Raw genomic sequence first — 24,881 nt, forward strand, 5'->3', positions numbered from 1 at the left:
TTTAATAAACTGACGTCGATTGGTGACCGGCAAAATCAAGCTCCTTTTGAGTCGGCTGCAACGCCGCCCCGTCATGGGCGACAGCCTGTGAAATAAGAGTCATTTTCAACAAGGTAGGCGTTTGGCGGCGCGGAGTCAAAGCCCACGGCCGCTGCGTTGAGTCAGGATTGAGGATAGTGGATCAGATCGTGGATGCGCACCGTTTGTGAACTGGCGTTGCGGTAAGCGTGCGGCCGATCGGCCTGAAAGCGCATCGCCTCGCCGGCGGCCAGGCTGTGCCATTCGCCCTCTATCGCCAACTCCAACCGGCCACTGATCACGATCACATGCTCGATCACGCCCGGCTCATGGGGCGACGATTCGCTGAGCGCGCCCGGCGCAAGATCGATGACGAACATATCGAAACCCAGCTGGCGATCGTAGGGAAACAGCGGCACTACGCGCATGTCGGCGTTGTCCTGATCGTAGACCGGCAGATCGCCGTAGCGGTGCAGCGTCGCCTGCTGCTGCGCGGGAGAAGCCTCGAGAAAGGCGGAGAACGCCACGTTGAAACCGGTGGCGATCTTCCACAGCGTCGCCACCGTCGGGCTGGACTCGCCGCGTTCGATCTGCCCGAGCATCGCCTTGCTGACGCCGGTGTATTCCGCCGCCTGCGTCAGGCTCCAACCGCGCTGTGCGCGCAGCGTGCGAAGGGTGTGTGCCAAATGGCCGGCAAGTTCCTGCATCCAGTTCTCCTCTGCGTGTCGAGCCCGATTATACCCGCTTGTGCGCTATAGCGCACGGTGCTATGCTGATTTCTCATCGTGCGTTATAACGCACAATCACCGATTGGAGCCACTCATGCGCCCAGCCCTCTCCCTGCGCCACCTGACCCTGCCCGCCGTCATGGCCGGCTTTGTCGCCGTTCTAGTGGGTTACACCAGCTCTGCCGCGATCATTTTCCAGGCCGCCGCCGCTGCAGGCGCCACGCCGGCGCAGATCGGCGGCTGGCTGAGCGCGCTGGGGATCGCGATGGGCGTCACCTCGCTGGGACTCTCGCTTTACTACCGTACCCCGATCCTCACCGCCTGGTCGACGCCCGGCGCGGCGCTGCTGGTCACCAGCCTGCCCGGCACGCCGATCAACGAGGCGATCGGGGTGTTTATCTTCGCTTCCGGCCTGATCCTGCTGTGCGGCGTCACCGGGCTGTTCGCCCGCCTGATGGACTACATTCCGCAGGCGATTTCCGCCGCGATGCTGGCGGGGATCCTGCTGCGTTTCGGCCTGGACGCCTTCGCTTCGCTGCAGCTCAATTTCCCTCTGAGCGCCGGCATGGGGCTGGCCTATCTGCTCAGCCGCCGTTATCTGCCGCGCTACGCCATCGTGCTGACGCTGGCGGCCGGGCTGGCGATCGCCGCGCTACAGGGCGATATCCAGCCGGCGCAACACGCGCCGGCGTTTGCCATGCCGGAATTTATCGCGCCGCACTTCAGTTGGCCGACGCTGCTGGGCATCGGCGTGCCGTTCTTCGTGGTGACCATGGCTTCGCAGAATGCGCCCGGCATCGCCACGCTGCAGGCGGCGGGCTACCGCGTGCCTACGTCACCGCTGATCGCCTGGACGGCGCTCACCGCGCTGCTGCTGGCGCCGTTCGGCGGATTCTCGGTGTGCATCGCCGCGATCACCGCCGCCATCTGCATGGGCCCGGACGTGCATCCCGATCCGCAGCGCCGCTATATGGGCGCGGTGGCCGCCGGCGGCTTCTACCTGTTGGCCGGGCTGTTCGGCGGCGCCATCGGCCTGCTGTTCAGCGCGCTGCCCCTCGCCCTGATCCACACCATCGCCGGGCTGGCGCTGCTCGGCACCATCGGCGGCAGCCTGCAGCGCGCGCTGCATGATGAGAAACAGCGCGACGCGGCGCTGATCGCCTTCCTCATCACCGCCTCCGGCGTCACGTTACTGGGCATCGGTTCGGCCTTCTGGGGCATCGTCGGCGGCGCGATCGCCCATCTGCTGCTGTCGCTGCCGCAGCGAACAAGCCAAGCATAACGGGCGGTCTACATTGACAAGTGCCGCCATGGCGCCTTCACTTTCTCTGTCGTCTTGAGATCAATTCACAAAATAAGTGACGCCGTCACCAAGGAAGCCTATGACTGAGAAAGCTGCGCTGTTAGCTCAGCGCCTGATACGCAATGTCGAACGAGTAGATAAGCGGCACGATCGGCGGCCGCCGCTGTATGACAGCGTCGGCGCTCGCCTCGGCACCGGCACCGCCGCCGACAAGCTGGGCGCCTCTTTCGATTGTGTCGCGCCGGGTATGCGCTCCTGCCCCTACCATTTTCACTACGCTCAGGAGGAAATGTTCATCATTCTGGAAGGCAGCGGTACGCTGCGGGTGGCCGGAGAAATGCTGCCGATCGTCAGCGGGGATATCATCTTCATTCCGCCGGGCCCGGAATACCCGCACCAGATCATCAACACCTCCGATGCGCCGCTGAAGTACCTGTCCGTCAGCACGCGCGAGCAGCCGGAGCTGGTGATGTACCCGGATTCCGGCAAATACCAGGCGATGGCGCGCGGCGCAGACGGCCAGCAGGTGCGCTACCTGCAGCGCCCTTCAACCTCGCTCGATTACTGGCAGGATGAACCCTGAGTCGCCGCCCGGCAGCGGGAGATCCAGCGCACGCGCCGCCAGCTCGGCGACGCGAAAGTCAATGTCCGCCGCCTGCCCGTCTTCCATGAACCAGGCGGCGGAGAGCCCCGACCAGGCCAGGATCCATTGCAGCAAGCGCCGGCGATCCAGCCCGGCCAAGCGACAGACCTGTTCCACGCGGCGCTGGAAAATGGCCGGATCGGTGGCGATGCCATAGTTGGGATTGCAGAAGATATTGGCGTAGTCGAAGCCCCGTTCGCCATACAAACGCTTGGGATCGATCGCCAGCCAGCCGCGTTCGCCGAAGTCCAGCACGTTGTCATGGTGAATATCGCCGTGCAGCACGCTCTCTTCTCGCGGGCTGTTCAGCAATTCCGCCGCCGCCGTGGCACAGAGACGCAGCATGCCGCCGTGCGCCTGCGCCGCCGGCCACAGTGAGCTGAACCACTCCTGCAGCGGGATCAGCTCGGGCAACGGTTCCGCTCGCGGCGCATGCAAGGCGGCGATCGCCCGGCACAGGATTTGCGTGGCCTGCTCATCGTCGCCGTCACGCACCAGCTGCGCCAACGAGCCTTCACCCTGCGCGCGCTCCAGCAGAATGCCGTCGTCATGCCACGCCAGCACCTGCGCGGCGCCTTTCCCACGCCACCAGCACATCAGCTGGCCACCGAAGCGCTCCTCCTGCTCGCGGGCGATCTTCAGCATCGCCGCCTCGCCCCGGTAACGCACCGGCATCAGCAGACTGCTGTGGGTTTCGAAGGCTTTGCCGTCCTGTTCCAGTTGCCAGCGTTGCAGGTAGGGAGTAAAAAGCGGGTTCATCGTCTCATGCGTCCTTGTGGCCGATCTGCGCCGCACTGTCACATTCAGGTGAAAGACGACGTATAAAATAAAGAGGGATGATACTCTCAAATATCATCGGTGCGCGGCGTCTGGCCGCCGTTTCCTCAGTATCCTAACCAAGTTTGTCGATTTTATTAACCGGTCTTGCGCGGGGTTTGATCATGACATCATTAAAACGCACGAATTATCCGCAGTTGCCTACGCCGGGCGGCCCCTATGTGCATGCGGTGCGCCACGGCGATCGCCTGTACGTGTCGGGATTGACGGCCTTCGCCACCGACGCGCAAGGCTTGAGCGCGCCGGAGCAAACGCAGGAGATCCTCGAGCAGTTAGCCACTATCGCCGCCAGCGAAGGCGTTAATCTTAAAGCGTTGATTAAAATCAGCGTGTTCCTGACCGACATCGCCGATCTGGCGGGCGTGCGCCCGGTGCTGTTTGACTATTTCGATGGCGCGCTGCCGGCCTGTTCACTGATGGCAGTCAGCGCGTTGTTTTCACCGCAGGTGTGCGTAGAGATAGAAGCGGTGATGGCGTTGCAATAATGCGCGGCTAGAGCGCGCCCTCATCCGGCACGCAGGGGCCGATCTTGAACCAGGCTTTGGCGATCCGCCCCTGTTCCACTTCGTAAATGGCGATGACATCCATTTTGCCGCGCCCCTGCGGGAAGTTGCGCGTCACCACTTCCTGATCGACCACCATGTTCCCCACCGCCATGCGTTTTATCCGTTCACCGTACAGACTCGGCTCCTGGAAACGCACCAGATGGCGTTCGCGGATCGCCGCCTTGCCGCTGGCCAGCAGCGTGTCGGGATGCTCGTAATACTGCGCGTCGTCCGCCCAGCAGGCCATGAAGGCGTCGATGTCGCGGGCGTTATAGGCGTCAAGCTGTTGCTGAACCACATCCTGCGGGCGTGCCGTTTTATCGTTCATCACATCCTCCTGCCGAAGTTAACCGCCGCATGTATCGAACCCATCACGTTAACCGCCCGGTGCTGCAGCTTGATGACACGGCGAATGTTGAATAAAAACCCAAAAATAGCGAATAAATAACCTACCACGCTCGATGGACAATTCAAGCGTCCGGCATAAATTTTCTGCCCCGCGCCAGCGGCGGGGAAAACCGCATGGCACCGCGCGTTAATCTTTGCGGCGGTTAGGGAAATTCTGCTAATTTAGCGTGAACAGCCTGATGATAACGAAACGCTATGCAGCAAAAACCGGTGTTGGACGAAGCCAGACAGTTAAAGCGACTCAACGCCGCCACGCGGCGTCAATCCCATATGTATAAATGGATCGCGCTGATTGCGGCGCTGGATGCGCTGCTGGTGTTTTGGTATGACCGGGATATGCGCAACGTCACCTTCTCGGGAGCGGTTGCGCTGGTGTGCGGCTATCTGTGGATCCGCGATCGCAACAAGGCCCGGGGTTACCGGCGCGAGTTCGACCGCAAATTCGGCAAGCGCAGCGGCGATTAAGGCTGCATCGCTTCCAGCACTTTGGCGCTGTCGACGATCTGCACGAACTTCACGATTTTGCCGCCGCGCAGCGTATAAATATGCGCAAAGGAGGCGCTGAAAGATTTGCCGGTGGCCCGGTAGGTACCGTGATAAAAACCTTGCGCGATCACGTTGTCGCCGGCGTCGTAAAAGTGGTCGACGTCGGCGCGGTAACCTTGCCATTCGCTGCCCAGGCGCTGATGCACGTTCTTGATGATATTTTCCGGGCCGATATAGGTACCGGCGTAGGGGAAACCGGCGGCTTCGGTCCACTCGGCATCGGGGGCCAGCGCCGCCAACAGATTACGGCCGTTTTCTTCGGAGCTGCCTTCATAGGTTGCGCGCACTATTTCAAGAGGGGTTGGCATATCTCTTCTCCCATGGCTGATGAGGATATTCCGGCCATCTCCGCGGACACAGGCTCTCACCAAGCGGAGACGGCGGAATGCGGCTATTCTAGGTTGCTTGTTTCGCTGCAAAAACCGCAGTTATGACAATAGTGGGTTGCACTTTAGTAAACAATAGCCGTTTTTCTGTCATTCTCCCGGCATCCGGCGCGGCTATGCTGATTGACCGATTTCCCCCAACAGGAGCTGAACGTGTCTTTACCCTCGCTGACGCAAGAGCTGTTACAACCTTTTTCCCCCTACCAGGCGCTGGCGCAAACGCTGCTGCCGCTCACCCTCGAGTCGGACGACGGTTCGCATGACGTGGCGCATCTGCACCGGGTCTGGAAGAACTGCCGCCGGATCAGCAAGCTGGAAGGCGGCGACCGGCGCATTCTCTGTGCGGCGGTGCTGCTGCACGACGCCGTCGCGGTGGAAAAGAATTCGCCGCAGCGCCATCTGGCCTCACGCATGGCGGCGGAGCAAGCCACGCTGACGCTGACCCGGCTGGAATGGGCGCCGGCGGATATCGCGGCGGTGGCTCACGCCATCGAAGCGCACAGTTTTTCCGCCGGCATCCCCCCGCAAACGCTGGAGGCGAAGATCCTGCAGGATGCCGATCGCCTCGACGCCATCGGCCTGATCGGCGTGGCGCGCTGCTTCTATATCGGCGGCCGCATGCGCAGCGCGCTGTACGACGCCGCCGACCCGCGGGCCGAACATCGTCAATACGACGACAAGCGTTTCAGCCTGGATCACTTCGAAACCAAGCTGTTCAAACTGCAAGACTGCTTCCAAACCGCCGCCGGGCGGCACATGGCCGAGCAGCGCACCGAACGCATGCGGCGCTTTGTCGACGATCTGCTGGAAGAGGTGTAATGCCGGCTTACCACGCATTTCGTTATGCCCATAACATTTTCGGTCACATAACGCCGCTAAACTGTAGGTCAACTTCACCGAACGGGCGGCACAGATGAAAAAGTTGACGTTGAAAGAGATGACGGAAAGCGAACAGCGGGAAGTGAAAACCGAACTGGACAAGGCGCGCAAGAGCCACGGCAGGCCGCTGACCAACGCCGAACAGCACAAGGTCAAGGATGAAGTGGTGGCGCGCATCATGGCCGCCAGAGCGAAGCTCGCCAAGGCGGAGCGTGCAGAACGCAAGGCCAACCGCTATCGGCCGAGCGGCGACACCTTCAGTTGGTCCGCCACCATCGGCTCCCGCCCGCCGCGCTGAACCAGCCAAACTCTCCCCGCCGCTGCGGGGATTTTTATTTATTAGCCAAACTCATCCTCGCTACCGAATCATGAATAACAATGTTATCAATCTGTTGTAAATTGACAGCCTGATGAAGAATATTCATTATCACCCCACTTCCCCTTTTCACGAGACCGCCATGGCCTACCCACGCAACGCCGACTTTCTGATAACACCTGCGTTGCCCGTTGGCGATTTGGCGGCGGTTAAATCGAAGAAACAGACGCTCATTTGACCGGGGCGAGCTGTCCCGTCAGATGAGCTGACTGGATGGCGCGCAACGCCCCGCCTTCAATTTTCTCATCTGGCTTCTCTGTCGGTCACACAGAAGGAATATTTTATGGCCTCATTTTCGGGTATTTGGGTGGCGATGGTTACCCCTTTCAATCACGATGCCGTCGATTTGCCGGCGGTGAAACGCCTGGCGCGGCACCTGCTCGACGCCGGCATCGATGGCCTGGTGGTCTGCGGCTCCACCGGTGAAGCCGCCGCGCTGAGCAAAGAAGAACAGCTGGCGGTGCTCGACGCCGTGCTGGAAGTGGCGCCCGCACACCAGGTGGTGATGGGCCTTTCCGGCAATAACATGGCCGCCACGCTGCAGATGCAGCAGGCCATTCAGCTGCGCGACATCGCCGGCGTGCTGATCCCGGCGCCTTACTACATCCGCCCTTCGCAATGCGGCCTGATCGATTATTTCACCCAGTTGGCCGACGCCTCCAGCGTGCCGGTGATCCTGTACAACATTCCGCAGCGCACCGGCATCGCCATGGAGCTGGCCACATTGCGCCGGCTCGCGCGCCATCCGCGCATCACCGCCATCAAGGACTGCGGCGGCAATCCTGACGCCACCATGGCGCTGATCGCCGACGGCGAAATCGATGTGATGACCGGGGAAGACAATCTGATCCTCACCACGCTGTGCCTCGGCGGCACCGGCGCCATCTCCGCCGCCGCGCATGTTCACCCGGAACGTTTCGTGCAGCTGGTGCAGCAGGTCGCCGCCGGCGATTTGGCCGCGGCGCGCAGCAACTTCTATGAGCTGCTGCCGATGATCCACCAGATGTTCAGCTTCCCGAATCCGGCGCCGGTCAAGACGGTGCTGGCTCAGCAGGGGCTGATCGCCAACGAGCTGCGCTCGCCGATGCAGGTAGCGCCGCAGGCGTTGCAACAGCAGATCGCCGCTACGCTGGCGCAGCTGCAGCCCGCCGAGGCGATCACCGGTTAAATTTGTTAGCTAAGCCGCTGTAATTTTGGCGCTATGGGACTACGATGAGAGGTTAAGCATGCCCGTCATTCGTCATCAACAAGGAGCTTCCGATGAAACTGTTCTATAAAGCCGGCGCCTGTTCGCTGTCCCCGCATATCGTGCTGCGTGAGGCAGGGCTGGATTTTACGGCGGAGAAGGTCGATCTGGCGCAGAAGAAGACCGAGAGCGGCGCCGATTACCTCGCCATCAACCCCAAGGGACAGGTACCGGCGCTGCTGCTGGATGACGGCAGCCTGCTGACCGAAGGCGTGGCGATCGTGCAATACCTGGCGGACCGCGTGCCCGATCGCAACCTGATCCCGGCGGCGGGCACCCTGTCGCGCTACCACGCGATCGAATGGCTGAACTACATCGCCACCGAACTGCACAAAGGGTTCAGCCCGCTGTTCAACCCGAAAACGCCCGAGGAATACCAAACCATCGCGCGCGCCAAGCTGGAGCAGCAGTTCAGCTATCTGGATTCGGTGCTGGCGAAGCAGCACTTCCTGTTGGGAAGCCGTTTCAGCGTAGCCGACGCCTACCTGTTCACCGTGTTGCGTTGGGCGTTCGCCCTGCAGTTCGACGTGCGCAAGCACGCCCATCTGGCGGCCTGGTTCGATCGCGTTGCGGCGCGCCCGGCGGTAGATGCGGCGCTGAACGCCGAAGGATTGAAGTAAAGTTTCAGCCCCGGCGGCTGTCGCCGGGGCTCGATGCACTTACAGCTTTACCGCTTTGAATTCGCTGAGCGGCTGCACGATCCGATCCTGCGCCGCCACCACCTGCAGTTCGTATTCGCCCATCTCCTGCGTGGTCAGCATCACCTCATACACGGCGGCGGTCACGTGCTCCAGCGCTTTGTCCAGCGCCTCGCCCTTCAGCAGATCCACCAGCAGCAGACCGCTGGTCAAATCACCGACGCCAACCGGTTGACGCGCGCCGAAGTCCACCAGCGGCCGGCTGATGTGCCAGGCCTCGTCCGCCGTCACCAGCAGCATTTCGAAGCAGTCGGCGTGATAGCCGGCGCGGGCCAGGTGCTTGACCAGCACCAGCCGCGGCCCCTTGGCGATCAGCACGCGGGCGGCCTGCACCGCATCAGCCACGTTGGCGACGGCCATCTGGCTCAGCATCTCCAACTCCAGCAGGTTCGGCGCCATCATGTCGCTGCACGGCAACGCCTGGCGGCAGTGAAACTCGGCCACGCCCGGCGCCACGATGCAGCCCTTTTCAGGATGCCCCATCACCGGATCGCAGAAATACCAGGCATTCGGGTTCGCCTGCTTAACCTGACGCACAATCTCCAGAATATGGTCGCCCTGCTCCGGCGAACCGATATAACCGCTCAGCACCGCATCACAGCGTTGCAGCTGCTCGATATTGGCAATACCCTGCGCGATCTCGGTCAGGTGGCTGGCAGGCATGACGCAGCCGGTCCACTGGCCGTATTGCGTATGGTTGGAGAACTGCACCGTGTTCAGCGGCCAGACATTGACGCCCATGCGGCGCATCGGGAATTCAGCCGCACTGTTGCCGGCGTGACCAAACACCACGTGCGACTGGATAGAAAGAATGTTTTTCATCGGAACAACTGACCTCGCCATGCCGTGTGCATCAGCCCGCGGCGAAATGATAATGGGTGCACGACGCTAAAACGTCATGCCGGCGCTGTTAAAAACAAGAAATGAGAGGGATTTTTATGCTTTCGACGGCGGCATATTGTAGCGAAAAGTCCGATCCAAAAAAAGCCGCGAGCCTGCAGCCATGGCTTCGACAGAGAGAAAAACCCGATCCACGCCAAGATATTTACGATAGTGGACTGCCACTATAGGGTTGCCCCAGTATCGAGCCTTTCGCCGCAGTGCTTTTACACAGAGGACAACCGCATTTTCGGCAGAAACAGAATTTCCTCATATTTCGCCGCATTGCAATAACCCGGTTTTGAACTGTACTTGTTGATGCTTATTTCTATGTCAACACAGGGGTTAACATGAGTTTATTGTCGTCACAACAGGATGTGGCCATCCTTTTTTACGCCACGCTCGGTAAAAAAGCCGATAGCGCCGCCTTGAACTTCTTTGCCCGCCAGCTGGAATCGGGGCAGTACAGCAGAGATCAACTGGCAGAAAAATTCATCCAGTCTCAGGATGGACATCATCGCTACGATGGCCTGACAACATCGCAAAAAATTCAATACATCTATAAAAATACGACAGGCGCGGATCCAGCGCCCGCAGTGCTGGCCACGCTGGTCGCGCAAGCCAATGCAGGAAAAACGCTGGGGCTGATTACCAAGGATCTCATCGCCGGCGTGAAAAGCTATATGGGTGATGCTACGGCACCGGTCGCACAGCAACAGCATCTGTTTGATATTATTGATACAACCTTACACCCCGCTTTGTCCCCCTATCCCGCCAACGCCGAAGCGGCAGCCGATATTCAAGCTCTGTTTTACATCGTAGGCAGCCTTGCGGTGGCGGAAGGCGTCAATTACTGGAGCCAGGTTCTGGCGACGGGAAAAGCCGACGCCAGCTATATCGCCGGCCGTTTCGTCGAGACGCGCAGCGCGTTGACCACGTTAAGTAATGAAGACTTCGTCAAAACCGTCTATAAAAATACGTTCGGCGTTGATGCAGGCGCAAGCGAGCTCGCCAATTACGTCACCGGGTTGAATAATCATACCGAAACGCGCGGCGACGTCATCATGCGTCTGATCGCCGATATTCGTAACGACACTGCCCATGGCGCAGCCAAACAGGCTTTTCTTAATGCTACCCATGTCTACGCTGCGGGTGAGATGGCTGCGACCCACTATCAGGAAAGCGTAGCGCTGCTCTTTCTGCAACTGGGAAAAAAGGCCACGCTGGAATCAACCGGGTTGGACAGTTACAGCAAATTCCTCGCCGCGGGAAATTCCGAGCTTGATCTGCTGACCATTCTGGCTAAATCCTCCCCCTTCAAAGATGCCGCAGACTTCGCCAGGGTTTATCACGAACTGTATTACGGCCCGGCGCTGAGCGAACTGCAAAAACAGGCAATTTTGCTCAAAGCCGGCAATAATCCGCTGCAGGCGACGCTGAATATTTTGCATGCGTTCCGCAACGGGGAAGCGCCGCTGGAGGGAGGAGTCAGCCCCAGTCACGAGCAACTCGTCAATCTCGAATACAAAATTGGCAGCGAGCTGGGGTATCAGATCCGTGGCAACGTCACGATGTCGAATGCCGACGGCGCCCTCAACGGCAGCCTGAATACCGGTAAGCAACATACGTTAAGTCATGCGGAAATCAGCCAACTGCGCGAGATCACTCTTAACGCGGAGGTCGGCTCCGCGGTCGATCTCAGCTTTGCCAAATCGTTGCAAAAAGTCACGCTGCAGGGCGATTTTGCCACCAATGACGCAATGCTACAGTCGCTGAGAAACCTGAATATCACTCTCATTCTTAGCGAGGGCAATCTGCTGAACGCCCCCGAAGGGATTAACTTTACCAACGTTAAGAACAGCACCGTCGTCGCCGACCGGCTCGATATGACGACGGCGGCCACGCAAATCAATCTGGCCGCCGGGAAACATCAGCTTGTCTGGCAAGGCAATGCCACCGCCGACAGCGGCAATAGGGTCAGCAGTGACTTCAAAGCGACGGCACTTAATAGCGATCCCGAGACATCTTACTACAGTGTCTCAGCCAATTTTTTCACCAAGGTCGTCCACCTGACGGCCAGCGCCGGCGGTGGCTATGATGCTGAAATCACAAATAACGTTAACCAGTTCCTGTACTTCAACTATGTAGATTTGACCCATTATCGCGGTACCGGAGAGATTTATCTTAACGGGCAGCGGGTCGCCACCGAAGGCAACAAGGTCTTTGACTTTGGGTTGTTCACGCAAGAAGCCACCGTCTCCCATCCGATTTACGGCAACATCAACTCGCTAAAACAAGGCGAAATGGCGCAGCCCAATGCTTCGCAAAACGCTACGGGATCGGCTGGGGGGGTAATTACGGCCTACTCCGGAGATTTAACGCTGCTCAACGTCAGCAGCGGGCAATTTACCCTCGGCGGCGACTTGACCGCGAAAAGCCGTATCCATATCAGCGATACGGCGCAAAGCGACGACAGCTTTAAATTGTTCTTTACCGATGCGGCTAGCCATACGGTAACCAACCTCAATATGGGTACTTTCAGCTTTACATCGAACCATAAAGAAACGCTCGAAATCCGTATGGGCAGCAATCTCGACATTGTGCAAAATCGCACGTTGACCCTGAGCGGCGGGGACAACTCGATTAGCACGTTGATGCTGAGCGGCTATATGTACACAGGCGATAAGCCGCTGGTGCTTAATCTGACCGTCGCCGCAGATTTTAGCGATAACCTGAAGACCATCATCGGCAGCGAATTTACCGATGAACGCCGTTATTACTCCGACATGAAGCTGTACCTCGTCGCAGAAAAAGGCGGCACCGGCGGCGGCGCTTTCTACCACACGCTAAATACGCTGGCCAATAAAGACGATTTCGCCCATGTCATTGCCGAACTTGCCGGCGACCAGTTAACGATCGACCGCACCGGATTGACCGTCTATAAAGCCGACGTTAAGGGCAACACAACGCTGGATAGCGCCGGTGCGTTACATTTTACCGATAGCAAAATAGACAATATGGTCACGCTCAATACCGGCTATGCCAACAGCGTCATCTCCGTGGGAGAAACCGATAACCCATGGGTTTTCTCCAAGACAGGAGACAAGACCGCAACCTTGTACGGCAGCGCCACTACCCAAGCTGAGTTACAAAATGCGTTCAGTGGCCTGAATGCGACGGACAATGCCCAAGCGCTGTTCTCGCAGGTTCTGGCGAAGATGACCAACGGCGCCAGCGCCAACAACCTGGCGGAAGTCGGATTGCTAAAGTTGGACAAATCGCTCTATGTCATCGTGGATAACAATCATAACCAAACGTTTGACGCCGATGATGTGGTGTTCTCGATCGGCAATCAGGATCCCTATCTGGCTGCCGTCTCTCTGCACTACCACTCGCCAGCCATTACCGTGAACGGTGTTGCGGCCGAAAACTCGCTGCCGGAGGCGTTTGCCTAATCTTCATCCGCGCCATGTGATAAAAAAAGCCCGGGGATCTCCCCGGGCTTTTCACGTCATATAGGCTGCCTGACGCTTACTGCCAATCCACCAGGCAGTAGTGTTTCTTGCCGCGGCGCAGCAGCGTGTAGCGGCCGAACAGACGGTCCGCATCGCTGAAGCGGTATTCGGCATCCGATTGTTTCTCGCCGTTGATGGTCACCGCGTTGGAGCCGATCATGGTGCGCGCCTGGCCGCGTGACGGCACCAGTTCGGCATTCACCAGCGCCTGCTGCAGATCGGCGTCGCGCTCCAGTTTAATGGTCGGCATGCCGTCCTGCGCCAGCTGGGCGAAGTCCGCTTCGGTCATGTCGTGCAGCGCGCCGGAGAACAGGCTCTGAGTGATGCGCTTGGCGGCCGCCAGGCCTTCCGCACCGTGCACCATGCCGGTCACTTCTTCCGCCAGCACGTACTGGGCGCGCGGCGCCTTGCCGCTGTTCTCGTCTTCTTCCTCCAGCGCGTTGATGTCTTCCAGGCTCATGAAGGTGAAGAACTTCAGGAAACGGTAAACGTCGGCGTCGGCGGTGTTGATCCAGAACTGGTAGAACTTGTACGGGCTGGTTTTTTCCGGCGCCAGCCAGACCGCGCCGCCTTCGGTTTTACCGAACTTGGTGCCGTCTGCTTTGGTGATCAACGGTACGGTCAGGCCGAACACCTGCTTCTGGTGCTGACGACGCGTCAGATCGATGCCTGAGGTGATGTTGCCCCACTGATCGGAACCGCCGATCTGCAGCTCCACCTGGTGGCGGTTATACAGCTCGGAGAAATCGTAGCCCTGCAGCAGGTTATAAGAGAACTCGGTGAAGGAGATGCCGGAGTCGTCGCGATTCAGGCGCTGCTTGACCGCTTCCTTGTTGATCATCTGGTTGACGGAGAAGTGCTTGCCGATGTCACGCAGGAAGGTCAGCACGTTCATGCCGCCGAACCAGTCGTAGTTGTTGGCCGCGATAGCGCTGTTGCTGCCGCAGTCGAAATCGAGGAACGGGGAAACCTGCTTGCGGATCTTCTCGACCCACTCGTTCACCGTATCGGTGGTGTTCAGCTTGCGTTCCGCCGCTTTGAAGCTCGGATCGCCGATGAGGCCAGTGGCGCCGCCCACCAGTGCTACCGGCTTGTGGCCGGCCAGCTGGAAGCGCTTCAGGCACAACAGAGGAACCAGATGGCCCAAATGCAAGCTGTCAGCGGTCGGATCGAAACCGCAATACAGTGCAATTGGCCCTTGCGCCAGTCGCTCCGCTAACGCTTCCTCATCCGTAACCTGGGCAACGAGGCCCCGCTCTTGCAGTTGTTTAATCAAGTTGCTGCTTGCCATCAATGACTCCATGTATAAACGAATGCACCTTTGCCGGTACACGGCCTTTCGCCCAGTGGCGAAATAAAAATTCAGGGTAGCGCATAGAATAAAGCGCCGGCGGCGTCAGCACCAGCGCTTAGAGGGGATTTTCCGTCTTCAGGGTGCCAGTCGGTCAATTTTCCAGTCATTCCCGTCCCGCTGATACAGGAAACGGTCATGCAGGCGATGGGCGCCGCCCTGCCAGAACTCGACGGAGTCAAATTTCACGCGGAATCCGCCCCAGAAACTCGGCAACGGCACCTCGCCCTGCTGGAACTTCTGCTTCAGCTCAAGGAATTTGCTTTCCAGCACGCCGCGCGCGGAAATGCGCGACGACTGCTGCGACACCCAGGCGCCGATCTGGCTGTCTTTCGGCCGGCTGTTGAAATACTTCAGCACTTCGAGGGTCGACAGGCGCTCCGCCTGGCCGAGGAAAATCACCTGGCGATCGAGCATGTGCCAGGGGAACAGCAGGCTGATATGCGGGTTGTGCGCCAGCTGCTGCGCCTTGCGGCTGCCGAGGTTGGTGTAGAACACCAGCCCCTGCTCATCGAAATGCTTCAGCAGCACGATGCGTTGATAAGGCTGGCCGTGTTCGTCGACGGTCGCGACGCACATGGCGGTGGGATCGGCCAGGCGCGCGTCGCAGGCCTGTTTCAACCAACGCTCGAACAGTTCGAGCGGGTTGGCGGTCAGATCGTTGCGGCGCAGGCCGCCTCGGGTGTATTCACGGCGCAGGTCCGCAACATCAAACTCACTCTTTTCAATCATCTGGGTTATCGACCAACTGAAAAAATCCGTCGTTACATTCTGCGCCTGCGGCGTCAGGAACTCAATCGCTCCGACGCCGCCGTCGACCTTCACTCCGTCAACACGCAGTCGCTCATGACTACCTTGCCGTTGCGCTCAAGATAGGCGTTACGGTCTTTCGACCAAAAAGTGTATTTGCCGTCGCTGTATTTGGCGCCGGTCAACGCCAGCACCTGCTTGAGATGCAGCTGTTCGCCGTCCATCAGCAGGCTGACTTCGCTCGCCTTGCCGTCAAGCGCCACCGTCAGCGGCGTGGTGCCGCACTGGTAGTGCATCGTCTGGCTGCTTTGCGGCAGGATGTAGCTGCAGCCGGACAGCGCCAGCGCGCCGGCGACGAAAATGACTTTTTTCATGCTGTTGCTCCTTAGAAAAATCCTTCACAGGCTATCCTAACAGAGCTAACGGGCCCCCAATGGCAAAACCGGATAAATCCCACCCAACACCGTTTCACGGCTGGCGCCGGTCACCGAAGGCAGATTGCCGGCCTGGCCGGACAGCGTGCGGAAGGCCAGCCAGGCAAAGGCCAGCGCCTCCATGTCGTCGCCGCTGACGCCAAAATCGTCGGTCAGCCCGACCTCCGTGCCCGGCAGCAGCGCCGACAGGCGCGCCATCAGCAGCATGTTGCGCGCCCCGCCGCCGCAGACCAACAGGCGCTCGCACCCGCCGGCCAGCAATACCTGCTCGCTGATGCTGACCGCGGTCAGCTCCGTGAGCGTGGCCTGCACGTCGACCGGCGCAATCGCCGGCAATCCGGCCAGCTGCCGCTCCAGCCAGGCGATATTGAAATACTCGCGGCCGGTGCTTTTCGGCGCCGGCAGCGCGAAGTACGGATCCGCCAGCATCTGCTGCAACAGCGGCAAGCAGACTCGCCCCTGCATCGCCCAGCCGCCGTCCTGATCGTAAGGCTGCGCGCGGTGGCGCCATACCCAGGCGTCCATCAGCATGTTGCCCGGCCCGGTATCGAAACCGCGCACCGGCGTACCGGGCAACAGCAGAGAAAGGTTGGCGATGCCGCCGACGTTCAGCACCATGCGCCGCTCGACGGGATGCCCCAGCAGCGCCTGATGAAACGCCGGCACCAGCGGCGCGCCCTGCCCGCCGTAGGCCATGTCGCGCCGGCGGAAATCGCCGACGGTGGTGATATCGGTCAGCGCGGCGATGCGGTTGTTATCACCGAGCTGCATCGAGAAACGCGCGTCACCCTCCGGTTCGTGCCACACCGTCTGGCCGTGGCACCCGATGGCGGTGATCTGCTCAGCGCCGATGCCGGTTTGCTTCAGCAGGCCGAGCACCGCCTCGCCGAACAACGTGCCCAGTTGCGCGTCCAGGCGGCCGACGGCGGCCAGCGTGGTTTGCTGCCCTTGGCACATGCCCAGGATCTCTTTTTTCAACGCCATCGGCATCGGATGGCTATAGCTGGCCTGCTGCGCCACCATGCGATCGTCGATCGCGGCCAATACCACATCGATTCCGTCCAGACTGGTGCCGGACATGACGCCTATATAGCGGCCTGACTTCATAGCAACATCCTCTAACCCGCGCGGTAAGCAAAATTCATCCTGACAAATAAACCAGAATTGCCGGATTAACGCCATGAATTATGATGCTTTTTTTACGGTTCGTGAGCCAGATGCCCCCCGACGCCGCTGTGGCACGGGTTATGTGTTAAACCGTGCCATAACAGGCGACGGAATGTCGCCAAGGCTGTCATAAAGGTAAACCGCGGTTTATTATTGGTTGAACAGAGAAAAGTTAAGCTGCATGCAGCGATGAAGCATGGCGGTGTGTCAACTTTCAGCCATACTTTGTCTATCGTTTTCACTGAATCTTGCCTGGGGAGCATTACCAGGTTATGGACTACTACCATCAGGAGTTTTGTATGATCAAGCGTCTTCTCGTCGTTGCCGTCGCCGCCGTTACGCTGGCCGGCTGTGCCAATGAATCCATGTCCGGTGATGTCTACTCGTCCTCGCAGGCCAAGCAGGTGCAGAACGTCACCTACGGGACGCTGGTTTCCGTGCGTCCGGTTAAAATTCAGGGCGGCGAAGGCTCCAACGCCATGGGGATGATCGGCGGCGCGGTGATTGGCGGGCTGTTGGGCAACACCGTTGGCGGCGGCACCGGTCGTACGCTGGCTACCGCGGCGGGCGCTATCGCCGGCGGCGCGGCAGGTAACAGCATCGGTGAAGTGGCCGGCCGCACCTCCGGCTACGAGCTGGAGATCAAAACCGACCAGAAAGAAAACATCGTGGTGGTGCAGAAAGCGGGCGACACCAAGTTCAGCCCTGGCCAGCGCGTGCGCATGGCGCGCATGGGCGACACCATCACCGTTTCCCCGCTGTAAGCCAGCCGGCGACAAGCGGCAAACCGGAGGCAATCGCCTCCGGTTTTATTTCTGATGCTGTGAAACTGTAATCGTAGAAAATAAGAATATTATTATTTGTTCTGCAGTTCGGTGATATTTTGTTCTAACTTGCCAATCAGCCCTACCAACAGATGCACTTCGTCGGCGGTAATGCCGCTTAAAATCTCACTGCGCGTAGACGTGATCACACTGTCCACTTCCCTGATGATCGGATCGGCCGCTTCGGTCAGCTTGATGCGCTTCGCGCGGCGATCGTTGGCACAGGTGTGACGCGTGATCAGCCCTTTCTCCTCCAGTTGGTCCAGCGTACGGACCAGTGACGGTTGCTCGATACCGATCGCCTTGGCCAGCTGGATTTGCGACTGCTCCGGCGGCAAGCGATTGATATTGTGCAACGTGACCCAATGCGTTTGGGTCAGCTCCAACGGCTTGAGCCGATGATCGATGAGCGCGCGCCACACACGAACTAATCGTGCTAAATCTGAACCTAATGTTGACTCCACTTCCCCCTCCTTATAATTAGCATGCTAACATTACCTCCCAGAGCTTAGACTATTTTGGGTAACTCACATTAAAAACACAAATGTATATAATGTATATTGTGGAAATAGCCACTATTTTTAGCCGCTATTGTTTAATCGTTATGCAAATATTCAACATATTCACCCTTAGGGATTGTTAATGTGAATACATCATGGTTACACACCTCATCTCCCTTGCCCGATTTGGTCCTGGGAGCATCGCTTTATTTTCCACCTATATTTAAAGCTTTTTTACTAGGACTGCTCTTATGGCTGCTGATTCATCAGCTGCTGAGAGACTGGATGTATTCCGGTGAAATCTGGCATCCCATGTTGATGGACCTGTCCATTTTCGTTCTGACCGTCAGCGGTTCCTTATGGATTTTAGCGAGTTGGTAACCCATGCAGCATAAAACATTAAAATACTTCTCTACGGTGATCGTCTGCGCCATTGCCGTCTGCGCCGGTTGGTGGCTCTGGAATTATTATATGCAATCCCCATGGACCCGTGATGGAAAAGTGCGCGCCGAACTCGTCAATATCACCCCTGAAGTCTCTGGAAGATTAGAGAAAATAAGCGCGAATGACAATCAGTTCGTACCTGCGGGAAGTCTGATTTTTACCCTCGACCCGGTGCCCTACCAGATTGCGCTGGACAATGCCGAGGCCGCGGTGGCAAAAGCGCAATCCGATCTGGCCAAAGCGGACCACGAGGCTGCCCGCCGCCGCGGTTTAGCGCGTAACGTTATTTCCGCTGAAGATTTGGACGAGTCAAATTTAGCCGCGCAGGCAATGAAGGCCGCCTATAAAGCCGCCCTGGCCAATCTGGAACAGGCCAAATGGAATTTGAGCAAAACCAAAATTTACGCACCAACCGACGGTTATATCACCAACCTGCAGGCGCGGGTCGGGAACTACGCCAACGCCGGTACGCCGCTGGTGGCGTTGGTGGATGTGCATTCGTTTTATGTGCTCGGTTATTTCGAAGAAACCAAGCTGAAGCATATAAAAGAAGGCAATAAAGCGGACATCGTTTTATATAACGGCAACACGCCGCTACAGGGGGAAGTAGAGAGCATCGGCCGCGCCATTTACGATCAGAGCGTTGACAGCAGCAACGATCTATTAATGGACGTTAAGCCTAATGTTCCTTGGGTGCGTTTGGCTCAGCGCGTGCCGGTACGGATAAAATTGCTCAACGTGCCCGCCGATTTGACGCTGGTCGCCGGCACCACCTGCACCATTTCGATTCATCAGCGGAACTAAAGTGTGAACCTGCCTTTTTTGGAGTGGAGCCGCACCCCCTGGGGTAAGGCGACCGGCGGCCAATGGCGCTATGCGCTGCGCAACTCACTGGCGATGTGTCTGGCGCTATGGGTAGCCTTCGTGCTCGAACTCGACGAACCCTATTGGGCGCTTACCTCCGCCGCGGTGGTGAGCTTCCCCACCATCGGCGGCGTGATCAGCAAAAGCATCGGCCGCATCTTCGGCAGCCTGGTAGGCGCCGCCGCGTCGGTGGCGATCGCCGGCCACTGCCTGAACGATCCCTGGCTGTTTACGCTGTTCATCGCCGCCTGGATCGGGCTGTGCACCTACGTCTCCAACCATTACCAAAACAACGTCTCTTACGCCTTCGCGCTGGCGGGCTATACCGCCGCCATCATCGCCTTCGGCACGGTCAACGTCACCGATACCCAGCAAATCTTCGATATCGCACAGGCGCGGGTTTGCGAAGTGATCACCGGCATTCTATGCGGCGGGTTGATGATGATGATCCTGCCCAGCACCTCGGACGGCGAAGCCCTGCTGACCTCGCTGAGGCGCATGCAGCTGCGCCTGCTGGAGCATGCCGCCATGCTGTGGCAGCCGGAGATCACCGCGCAGATGCGCACCTCGCACGAAGGGGTCATCGGCCAGATCCTGACCATGAACCTGCTGCGCATTCAGGCATTCTGGAGCCACTACCGGCTGCGGCGGCAAAATAACCTGCTCAACTATCTGCTGCACCAACAGCTGCGCATGACCAGCGTTATCTCCAGCCTGCGCCGCATGCTGCTGAACTGGCCGGATCGCCCCGCCAATCTGATGCCGGTGCTGACGCAACTGCTGGACGAGTTGCGCGATCCCGCCACCGACAAATACCGTTTGGCGCGCCTGCTTCAGCAGATCGCCCCGCAAGAGGCTACGGACTACCGCCATCGCGCCTTCTGGCTGCGGCTGCGCGATTTCTGTTGGCTTTACCTGCGCTGCAACCGCTGGCTGCGGCGGTTGGAAAGCGCCACGGCGGTCAGCGATCTCCAACCGCCGCGCGTCACTTCGCTGGCGCGCCATACCGACAGCTACGAAGCCGCCTACAACGGCCTGCGCACCTTTTTGTGCATCGTGATCGGCTGCGCCTACTGGATCAACACGCAGTGGGACGCCGGCAGCGCGGCGCTGACGCTCACCGCCATCAGCTGCGTGCTATACTCGTCCACGCCTTCGCCGATCAACAGCGTCAGCACCTTGCTCAAGGCGATGCTGCTGCTCTCGGTCGCCTGCTTCGTGGTGAAATTCGGTTTGATGATCCAGATTGACGACTTCTGGGTGTTCTGCGCCTTCCTGTTCCCGATCCTGGTGACCATGCAGATGCTCAAGCTGCAGAATCCACCTTATGCCGCGCTCTGGGGGCAGTTGATCGTCTTTATGGGCTCGTTCCTGACCGTCAGCAATCCGCCGAGCTATGACTACCAGTCCTTTATCAATGACAACATCGCTAAAATCGTCGGCGTGCTCCTGGCCGGGCTGGCGTTTCAGATCCTGCGCCCCAGCTCGGACAAACGCAAAAGCCGCCGCATTATCCGCGCGCTGCGACGCGACTTTATCGATCAGTTGAGCAAACGGCCGCAGCAGAGCGAAAGCCAGTTCGAATCGCTGATCTACCATCGCATCAGCCAGCTCAATCAAAGTCAGGATCAGGACGCTCGCACCTGGCTGCTGCGCTGGGGCGTGGTGCTGCTCAACTGCAGCCATATCGTCTGGCAACTGCGCGACTGGCAAACCCGTTCCGATCCGCTCTCGGCGGTGCGCAACGTCTGTATCCACTGCCTGCGCGGCATCATGACGGAGAAAGGCGTGCAGCACAGTTCGCTGGACGCCACGCTGCAGGAGTTGCTGCGCATGAGCAACGCGCTGGCGCACCACCCGGAACAGGCGGCGCGCGATCTGGCCGGCCTGATCTGGCGGCTCTACTGCTCGCTGCAGCAGTTGCAACAGGCGATGGGCCAGCCCACCGCCGTACCGGCCGTTAGCGGCGGATAATCATTTGATCACACCGCAGGCGAAGCGTTCTCCGCCGCCGCCGAGCGGTTGTGTATGATCCGAATGGTTGTCGCCGCCGGCGTGCACCATCAGCGCTTTACCCTCAATGTCGCTGATTTTTTTCAGCCGCGGCGCCAACACCGGATAGTTCGCCATGCCGTCGGCGGTCACATAGATGGCCGGAAGGTCACCCAGGTGCCCGTCGGCATACGGCCCGAGGTGTTTTCCGGTCTTTTGCGGGTCGAAATGTCCGCCGGCCGCCAGCGCCGCCACCGCTTTGCCGTCCTTCATGCCCGGCTCGCAGCTGCCTTTCTCATGCACGTGGAAGCCGTGTACCCCGGCCGGTAATGCTTTCAGGCTCGGCGTGAAAAGCAGGCCATACGGCGTTTCGCTGATGGCCACCTTGCCGATGTCCTGACCGATCCCCTGCCCGGTCACCAGGTGCATCTCGACGTCGGTTGTCGCCGCCTGAGCCGCACCACACGCCATCAGGCCGAGCGCTGCATACCAATAACGTTTCATCAATCAGTCTCCTTAATGACTATATCGAGCTATCAGTATAGGAGAGCCTGCGCCGGCACTGTTAACCAACGCACAATCTCGCTAATTTGATTCGCGGGCCTAATATTTAACACTAATAATAATTCTACCGATGTTGGTCCTCTGACCAGCTGTCGTTCGGCTAACGTTGTTTCCCTGTTTCCACCGCCGACGCGTGTGAGTTCACTTACAGGCCCGCGGCATACTTCATAAGGAACTGATATGGGCATCTTTAGCTATAAGGATCTGGACGAAAAGGCGTCGAAAGCGCTATTTTCCGACGCCTTGGCCATCTCTACCTACGCTTACCACAATATCGATAACGGCTTCGATGAAGGCTATCACCAGACCGGTTTCGGGCTGGGCCTGCCGCTGACGCTGGTCACTGCGCTCATCGGCAGCACCCAATCGCAGGGCGGCCTGCCCGGCATTCCCTGGAATCCCGATTCCGAACAGGCCGCGCAGCAGGCGGTGAATAACGCCGGCTGGTCGGTGATCAGCGCCGCGCAGCTGGGTTACGCTGGCAAAACCGATGCACGCGGCACCTACTACGGCGAGACCGCCGGTTACACCACCGCTCAGGCCGAGGTGCTGGGCAAATATGACAGCGAAGGCAATCTCACCGCCATTGGCATCTCATTTCGCGGCACCAGCGGCCCGCGCGAGTCGTTGATCGGCGATACCATCGGCGATGTGATTAACGATCTGCTGGCCGGCTTCGGGCCGAAAGGCTACGCCGACGGCTACACGCTGAAGGCCTTCGGCCAGCTGCTGGGCGACGTGGCGAAGTTCGCGCAGGCGCACGGGCTGAGCGGAGAAGACGTGGTGGTCAGCGGCCACAGCCTCGGCGGGCTGGCGGTCAACAGCATGGCGGCGCAGAGCGACGCCAACTGGGGCGGCTTTTACGCGCAGTCCAACTATGTCGCCTTCGCCTCGCCGACCCAGTACGAGGCCGGCGGCAAGGTGATCAACATCGGCTACGAGAACGATCCGGTGTTCCGCGCGCTCGACGGCACCACGCTGACCGGGGCGTCGTTAGGCGTACACGATGCGCCCCATGCCTCCGCCACCAACAATATCGTCAACTTCAACGACCACTACGCGTCGGACGCCTGGAACCTGCTGCCGTTTTCCATTCTCAACATTCCGACCTGGCTGTCGCACCTGCCGTTCTTCTATCAGGACGGTCTGATGCGGGTGCTGAACTCCGAGTTTTATTCGCTGACCGACAAAGACTCGACCATCATCGTCTCCAACCTGTCGAACGTGACGCGCGGCAATACCTGGGTGGAAGACCTGAACCGCAACGCGGAAACGCACAGCGGGCCGACGTTTATCATCGGCAGCGACGGCAATGATCTGATCAAGGGCGGCAAAGGCAACGACTATCTCGAGGGGCGCGACGGCGACGATATCTTCCGCGATGCAGGCGGCTATAACCTGATCGCCGGCGGCAAAGGCCACAATATCTTCGATACCCAACAGGCGTTGAAAAACACCGAGGTCGCCTACGACGGCAACACGCTTTACCTGCGCGACGCCAAAGGCGGCATTACGCTGGCGGACGACATCAGCACCCTGCGCAGCAAAGAAACCTCGTGGCTTATCTTCAACAAACAGGTGGACCATCAGGTGACCGCCGCCGGATTGAAATCGGACTCTGGCCTCAAAGCCTATGCCGCCGCCACCGCCGGCGGCGACGGCGATGACGTCCTGCAGGCTCGCAGCCACGACGCCTGGCTGTTCGGCAACGCCGGCAACGACACCCTTAACGGCCACGCCGGCGGCAACCTGACCTTCGTCGGCGGCAGCGGCGATGACATCCTGAAGGGCGTCGGCAGCGGCAATACCTTCCTGTTCAGCGGTGACTTTGGCCGCGATCAGCTGTATGGCTTCAACGCCACCGATAAGCTGGTGTTTGTCGGCACCGAAGGCGCCAGCGGGAATATCCGCGACTACGCCACGCAGCAAAACGACGATCTGGTGCTGGCCTTCGGCCACAGCCAGGTCACGCTGATCGGCGTCTCGCTCGATCACTTCAACACCGATCAGGTGGTGTTGGCCTAAAGATCGACGTAAAAAAGCCGGGTGCTTTCGCCGCCCGGCTTTGCTCTTTTTTACTCCGCCTTAAGGCACGTCATACCCCAGCGCCGCCTTGCGAATGCGGAACCACTGCTGGCGGTTCAGCACCAGTTTCTGCGCCTTCAGCGCCGAACGCACCCGCTCAATCTTGCCGGAACCGATAATCGGCAGCGGCGACGACGGCAGGCGCATCACCCAGGCGTACACCACCTGCTCGATGGTCTCGGCGCCGATTTCTTGCGCCACCCGCTGCAGCTCGTCGCGCAGCGGCTGGAACTCGGCGTCGTTGAACAGGCGCCCGCCGCCCAGGCAGGACCAGGCCATCGGCTTGATGCGCAGTTGCTGGCACTGGTCGAGCGTGCCGTCGAGAATAGCCGGTTGGTGAATCGGCGAGATCTCCACCTGATTGGTCGCCAGCGAGAACGGCAGGCGCGACTGCAGCAGCTGGAACTGCGCGGGCGTAAAGTTGGAGACGCCGAAATGGCGCACCTTGCCGCTTTTGTGCAGCGCAACAAAGGCTTCGGCCACGTCGTCGGCGTCCATCAACGGATCCGGCCGGTGGATCAGCAGCAGATCGAGGTAGTCGGTATGCAGATGGCGCAGCGATTGTTCCGCGCTCTGTACGATATGGTCGCGGTCGGTGATGTAGTGGCCGATCGGGTTACCGGGCTTGGCGGTGGTGGCGATGCCGCATTTGCTCACCAGCTCCAGCGACTGGCGCAGCGCCGGCTTCAGGCGCAGCGCGTCGCCGAACGCCTGTTCGCAGGCATAGCCGCCATAGATATCGGCGTGATCGGCGGTGGTGACGCCCAGTTCGACATGCTGTTCGATGAACGTCAGCAGCTGCTGCGGCGACATGCCCCACTCCATCAACCGCCAGTAACCGCAAATCATGCGGGAAAATTCAGGCCCCTGCGGCGCGAGACGAATACGTTCTACCATTG

At 59.4% G+C, this 24,881-nt stretch carries 26 protein-coding genes; 14 read left to right on the forward strand and 12 right to left on the reverse strand.

The window, feature by feature from the left end; genetic code table 11:
- Positions 1–161: 161 nt before the first annotated feature.
- Positions 162–725 (reverse strand): helix-turn-helix domain-containing protein, encoded by a 564-nt coding sequence (locus ACF8MC_RS04700; protein ID WP_033648200.1) that lies wholly within the window; start codon positions 723–725, stop codon positions 162–164.
- Between the two features lie 115 nt (positions 726–840).
- On the opposite strand from ACF8MC_RS04700, the gene ACF8MC_RS04705 reads away from it, so the two are divergent.
- Together ACF8MC_RS04705 and ACF8MC_RS04710 are read left to right on the forward strand one after the other, a co-directional pair.
- On the forward strand, positions 841–2,028 hold the full coding sequence (locus tag ACF8MC_RS04705; protein WP_060438727.1) for a benzoate/H(+) symporter BenE family transporter: 1,188 nt from the start codon (positions 841–843) through the stop codon (positions 2,026–2,028).
- A 100-nt stretch (positions 2,029–2,128) separates the two neighbouring features.
- Positions 2,129–2,632 (forward strand): cupin domain-containing protein, encoded by a 504-nt coding sequence (locus ACF8MC_RS04710; protein WP_041034924.1) that lies wholly within the window; start codon positions 2,129–2,131, stop codon positions 2,630–2,632.
- Here the strand turns inward: ACF8MC_RS04710 and ACF8MC_RS04715 are convergent.
- The gene (locus tag ACF8MC_RS04715) at positions 2,597–3,451 is read right to left on the reverse strand and encodes an aminoglycoside phosphotransferase family protein (protein WP_079656472.1); all 855 of its coding nucleotides are present in this window, start codon (positions 3,449–3,451) and stop codon (positions 2,597–2,599) included. The genes ACF8MC_RS04710 and ACF8MC_RS04715 overlap by 36 nt on opposite strands.
- A 182-nt stretch (positions 3,452–3,633) precedes the next feature.
- On the opposite strand from ACF8MC_RS04715, the gene ACF8MC_RS04720 reads away from it, so the two are divergent.
- The gene (locus ACF8MC_RS04720; protein WP_041037983.1) at positions 3,634–4,014 is read left to right on the forward strand and encodes a RidA family protein; all 381 of its coding nucleotides are present in this window, start codon (positions 3,634–3,636) and stop codon (positions 4,012–4,014) included.
- Between the two features lie 7 nt (positions 4,015–4,021).
- Here the strand turns inward: ACF8MC_RS04720 and ACF8MC_RS04725 are convergent, their stop codons facing one another.
- On the reverse strand, positions 4,022–4,402 hold the full coding sequence (locus tag ACF8MC_RS04725) for a nuclear transport factor 2 family protein (protein ID WP_033638401.1): 381 nt from the start codon (positions 4,400–4,402) through the stop codon (positions 4,022–4,024).
- A 275-nt stretch (positions 4,403–4,677) separates the two neighbouring features.
- Here ACF8MC_RS04725 and ACF8MC_RS04730 point away from each other — a divergent pair, with 275 nt between their 5' ends.
- Positions 4,678–4,947, forward strand: coding sequence for a hypothetical protein (locus ACF8MC_RS04730; RefSeq protein WP_004938382.1), 270 nt, complete (start codon positions 4,678–4,680; stop codon positions 4,945–4,947).
- Here ACF8MC_RS04730 and ACF8MC_RS04735 read toward each other — a convergent pair.
- Positions 4,944–5,336, reverse strand: coding sequence for a nuclear transport factor 2 family protein (locus ACF8MC_RS04735; protein WP_033638399.1), 393 nt, complete (start codon positions 5,334–5,336; stop codon positions 4,944–4,946). The genes ACF8MC_RS04730 and ACF8MC_RS04735 overlap by 4 nt on opposite strands.
- Before the next feature lie 201 nt (positions 5,337–5,537).
- On the opposite strand from ACF8MC_RS04735, the gene ACF8MC_RS04740 reads away from it, so the two are divergent.
- From ACF8MC_RS04740 to gstA, 4 genes are all read left to right on the forward strand, one after another.
- Positions 5,538–6,233, forward strand: a complete 696-nt coding sequence (locus tag ACF8MC_RS04740) for an HD domain-containing protein (RefSeq protein WP_080431128.1) — start codon at positions 5,538–5,540, stop codon at positions 6,231–6,233.
- A 94-nt stretch (positions 6,234–6,327) separates the two neighbouring features.
- The gene (locus tag ACF8MC_RS04745; RefSeq protein WP_004938373.1) at positions 6,328–6,591 is read left to right on the forward strand and encodes a DUF3811 domain-containing protein; all 264 of its coding nucleotides are present in this window, start codon (positions 6,328–6,330) and stop codon (positions 6,589–6,591) included.
- 361 nt (positions 6,592–6,952) lie between these two features.
- Positions 6,953–7,837 (forward strand): 4-hydroxy-tetrahydrodipicolinate synthase, encoded by an 885-nt coding sequence (gene dapA / locus ACF8MC_RS04750; protein WP_164105118.1) that lies wholly within the window; start codon positions 6,953–6,955, stop codon positions 7,835–7,837.
- A gap of 92 nt (positions 7,838–7,929) precedes the next feature.
- Positions 7,930–8,535 (forward strand): glutathione transferase GstA, encoded by a 606-nt coding sequence (gene gstA / locus ACF8MC_RS04755; protein ID WP_033638396.1) that lies wholly within the window; start codon positions 7,930–7,932, stop codon positions 8,533–8,535.
- 39 nt (positions 8,536–8,574) lie between these two features.
- Here gstA and pdxY read toward each other — a convergent pair whose 3' ends face one another.
- A complete protein-coding gene (pdxY, locus tag ACF8MC_RS04760; RefSeq protein WP_033638395.1) occupies positions 8,575–9,435 on the reverse strand; it encodes a pyridoxal kinase PdxY in 861 nt (286 codons plus the stop codon).
- Between the two features lie 407 nt (positions 9,436–9,842).
- Between pdxY and ACF8MC_RS04765 the strand changes: the two genes are divergently transcribed.
- Positions 9,843–12,947, forward strand: a complete 3,105-nt coding sequence (locus tag ACF8MC_RS04765; RefSeq protein ID WP_164105117.1) for a DUF4214 domain-containing protein — start codon at positions 9,843–9,845, stop codon at positions 12,945–12,947.
- A 76-nt stretch (positions 12,948–13,023) separates the two neighbouring features.
- Here the strand turns inward: ACF8MC_RS04765 and tyrS are convergent, their stop codons facing one another.
- The 4 genes from tyrS to anmK all read right to left on the reverse strand — a co-directional run bounded on the left by tyrS (position 13,024) and on the right by anmK (position 16,649).
- Positions 13,024–14,298, reverse strand: a complete 1,275-nt coding sequence (tyrS, locus tag ACF8MC_RS04770; RefSeq protein ID WP_060426210.1) for a tyrosine--tRNA ligase — start codon at positions 14,296–14,298, stop codon at positions 13,024–13,026.
- 138 nt (positions 14,299–14,436) lie between these two features.
- A complete protein-coding gene (pdxH, locus tag ACF8MC_RS04775; RefSeq protein ID WP_033648477.1) occupies positions 14,437–15,090 on the reverse strand; it encodes a pyridoxamine 5'-phosphate oxidase in 654 nt (217 codons plus the stop codon).
- A gap of 89 nt (positions 15,091–15,179) precedes the next feature.
- The gene (locus ACF8MC_RS04780; RefSeq protein WP_004931294.1) at positions 15,180–15,482 is read right to left on the reverse strand and encodes an MliC family protein; all 303 of its coding nucleotides are present in this window, start codon (positions 15,480–15,482) and stop codon (positions 15,180–15,182) included.
- Positions 15,483–15,527: 45 nt separating this feature from the next.
- Positions 15,528–16,649 (reverse strand): anhydro-N-acetylmuramic acid kinase, encoded by a 1,122-nt coding sequence (gene anmK / locus ACF8MC_RS04785; protein WP_060426213.1) that lies wholly within the window; start codon positions 16,647–16,649, stop codon positions 15,528–15,530.
- A gap of 359 nt (positions 16,650–17,008) precedes the next feature.
- Here anmK and ACF8MC_RS04790 point away from each other — a divergent pair, with 359 nt between their 5' ends.
- Positions 17,009–17,473, forward strand: coding sequence for a glycine zipper 2TM domain-containing protein (locus ACF8MC_RS04790; protein ID WP_033638390.1), 465 nt, complete (start codon positions 17,009–17,011; stop codon positions 17,471–17,473).
- A gap of 92 nt (positions 17,474–17,565) precedes the next feature.
- Here the strand turns inward: ACF8MC_RS04790 and slyA are convergent, their stop codons facing one another.
- On the reverse strand, positions 17,566–17,997 hold the full coding sequence (slyA, locus tag ACF8MC_RS04795) for a transcriptional regulator SlyA (protein WP_004931301.1): 432 nt from the start codon (positions 17,995–17,997) through the stop codon (positions 17,566–17,568).
- A 180-nt stretch (positions 17,998–18,177) separates the two neighbouring features.
- Between slyA and ACF8MC_RS04800 the strand changes: the two genes are divergently transcribed.
- The 3 genes from ACF8MC_RS04800 to ACF8MC_RS04810 are packed head-to-tail and all read left to right on the forward strand — an operon-like array spanning position 18,178 to position 21,315.
- On the forward strand, positions 18,178–18,414 hold the full coding sequence (locus ACF8MC_RS04800; RefSeq protein ID WP_049234481.1) for a DUF1656 domain-containing protein: 237 nt from the start codon (positions 18,178–18,180) through the stop codon (positions 18,412–18,414).
- Positions 18,415–18,417: 3 nt separating this feature from the next.
- Positions 18,418–19,281, forward strand: a complete 864-nt coding sequence (locus ACF8MC_RS04805; protein WP_033648187.1) for an HlyD family secretion protein — start codon at positions 18,418–18,420, stop codon at positions 19,279–19,281.
- A gap of 3 nt (positions 19,282–19,284) precedes the next feature.
- Positions 19,285–21,315, forward strand: coding sequence for an FUSC family protein (locus ACF8MC_RS04810; RefSeq protein WP_033648186.1), 2,031 nt, complete (start codon positions 19,285–19,287; stop codon positions 21,313–21,315).
- Here ACF8MC_RS04810 and sodC read toward each other — a convergent pair whose 3' ends face one another.
- Entirely contained in the window at positions 21,316–21,837 is a 522-nt protein-coding gene (gene sodC, locus ACF8MC_RS04815; protein WP_164105116.1) for a superoxide dismutase family protein, read from the reverse strand.
- A 240-nt stretch (positions 21,838–22,077) separates the two neighbouring features.
- Here sodC and ACF8MC_RS04820 point away from each other — a divergent pair, with 240 nt between their 5' ends.
- Positions 22,078–23,922: a polyurethanase gene (locus tag ACF8MC_RS04820; RefSeq protein WP_033648183.1), complete on the forward strand. Its 1,845-nt coding sequence runs from the start codon at positions 22,078–22,080 to the stop codon at positions 23,920–23,922.
- Between the two features lie 60 nt (positions 23,923–23,982).
- Here ACF8MC_RS04820 and ACF8MC_RS04825 read toward each other — a convergent pair whose 3' ends face one another.
- Positions 23,983–24,879: an aldo/keto reductase family oxidoreductase gene (locus ACF8MC_RS04825; protein WP_033638383.1), complete on the reverse strand. Its 897-nt coding sequence runs from the start codon at positions 24,877–24,879 to the stop codon at positions 23,983–23,985.
- Between the last annotated feature and the right edge of the window lie 2 nt (positions 24,880–24,881).

Source organism: Serratia sp. LACPHL-BACT-2024-00286, assembly GCF_043109535.1.
Taxonomy (GTDB): Bacteria; Pseudomonadota; Gammaproteobacteria; order Enterobacterales; family Enterobacteriaceae; genus Serratia; species Serratia sarumanii.

Bases quoted from the DNA above. Each gene is read 5' to 3' on its own strand.
- ACF8MC_RS04700 (WP_033648200.1), bottom strand. From the start codon at position 725: ATGCAGGAACTTGCCGGCCATTTGGCACACACCCTTCGCACGCTGCGC.
- ACF8MC_RS04705 (WP_060438727.1), top strand. From the start codon at position 841: ATGCGCCCAGCCCTCTCCCTGCGCCACCTGACCCTGCCCGCCGTCATG.
- ACF8MC_RS04710 (WP_041034924.1), top strand. From the start codon at position 2,129: ATGACTGAGAAAGCTGCGCTGTTAGCTCAGCGCCTGATACGCAATGTC.
- ACF8MC_RS04715 (WP_079656472.1), bottom strand. From the start codon at position 3,451: ATGAACCCGCTTTTTACTCCCTACCTGCAACGCTGGCAACTGGAACAG.
- ACF8MC_RS04720 (WP_041037983.1), top strand. From the start codon at position 3,634: ATGACATCATTAAAACGCACGAATTATCCGCAGTTGCCTACGCCGGGC.
- ACF8MC_RS04725 (WP_033638401.1), bottom strand. From the start codon at position 4,402: ATGAACGATAAAACGGCACGCCCGCAGGATGTGGTTCAGCAACAGCTT.
- ACF8MC_RS04730 (WP_004938382.1), top strand. From the start codon at position 4,678: ATGCAGCAAAAACCGGTGTTGGACGAAGCCAGACAGTTAAAGCGACTC.
- ACF8MC_RS04735 (WP_033638399.1), bottom strand. From the start codon at position 5,336: ATGCCAACCCCTCTTGAAATAGTGCGCGCAACCTATGAAGGCAGCTCC.
- ACF8MC_RS04745 (WP_004938373.1), top strand. From the start codon at position 6,328: ATGAAAAAGTTGACGTTGAAAGAGATGACGGAAAGCGAACAGCGGGAA.
- dapA (WP_164105118.1), top strand. From the start codon at position 6,953: ATGGCCTCATTTTCGGGTATTTGGGTGGCGATGGTTACCCCTTTCAAT.
- gstA (WP_033638396.1), top strand. From the start codon at position 7,930: ATGAAACTGTTCTATAAAGCCGGCGCCTGTTCGCTGTCCCCGCATATC.
- pdxY (WP_033638395.1), bottom strand. From the start codon at position 9,435: ATGAAAAACATTCTTTCTATCCAGTCGCACGTGGTGTTTGGTCACGCC.
- ACF8MC_RS04765 (WP_164105117.1), top strand. From the start codon at position 9,843: ATGAGTTTATTGTCGTCACAACAGGATGTGGCCATCCTTTTTTACGCC.
- tyrS (WP_060426210.1), bottom strand. From the start codon at position 14,298: ATGGCAAGCAGCAACTTGATTAAACAACTGCAAGAGCGGGGCCTCGTT.
- pdxH (WP_033648477.1), bottom strand. From the start codon at position 15,090: ATGATTGAAAAGAGTGAGTTTGATGTTGCGGACCTGCGCCGTGAATAC.
- ACF8MC_RS04780 (WP_004931294.1), bottom strand. From the start codon at position 15,482: ATGAAAAAAGTCATTTTCGTCGCCGGCGCGCTGGCGCTGTCCGGCTGC.
- anmK (WP_060426213.1), bottom strand. From the start codon at position 16,649: ATGAAGTCAGGCCGCTATATAGGCGTCATGTCCGGCACCAGTCTGGAC.
- ACF8MC_RS04790 (WP_033638390.1), top strand. From the start codon at position 17,009: ATGATCAAGCGTCTTCTCGTCGTTGCCGTCGCCGCCGTTACGCTGGCC.
- ACF8MC_RS04805 (WP_033648187.1), top strand. From the start codon at position 18,418: ATGCAGCATAAAACATTAAAATACTTCTCTACGGTGATCGTCTGCGCC.
- sodC (WP_164105116.1), bottom strand. From the start codon at position 21,837: ATGAAACGTTATTGGTATGCAGCGCTCGGCCTGATGGCGTGTGGTGCG.
- ACF8MC_RS04820 (WP_033648183.1), top strand. From the start codon at position 22,078: ATGGGCATCTTTAGCTATAAGGATCTGGACGAAAAGGCGTCGAAAGCG.
- ACF8MC_RS04825 (WP_033638383.1), bottom strand. From the start codon at position 24,879: ATGGTAGAACGTATTCGTCTCGCGCCGCAGGGGCCTGAATTTTCCCGC.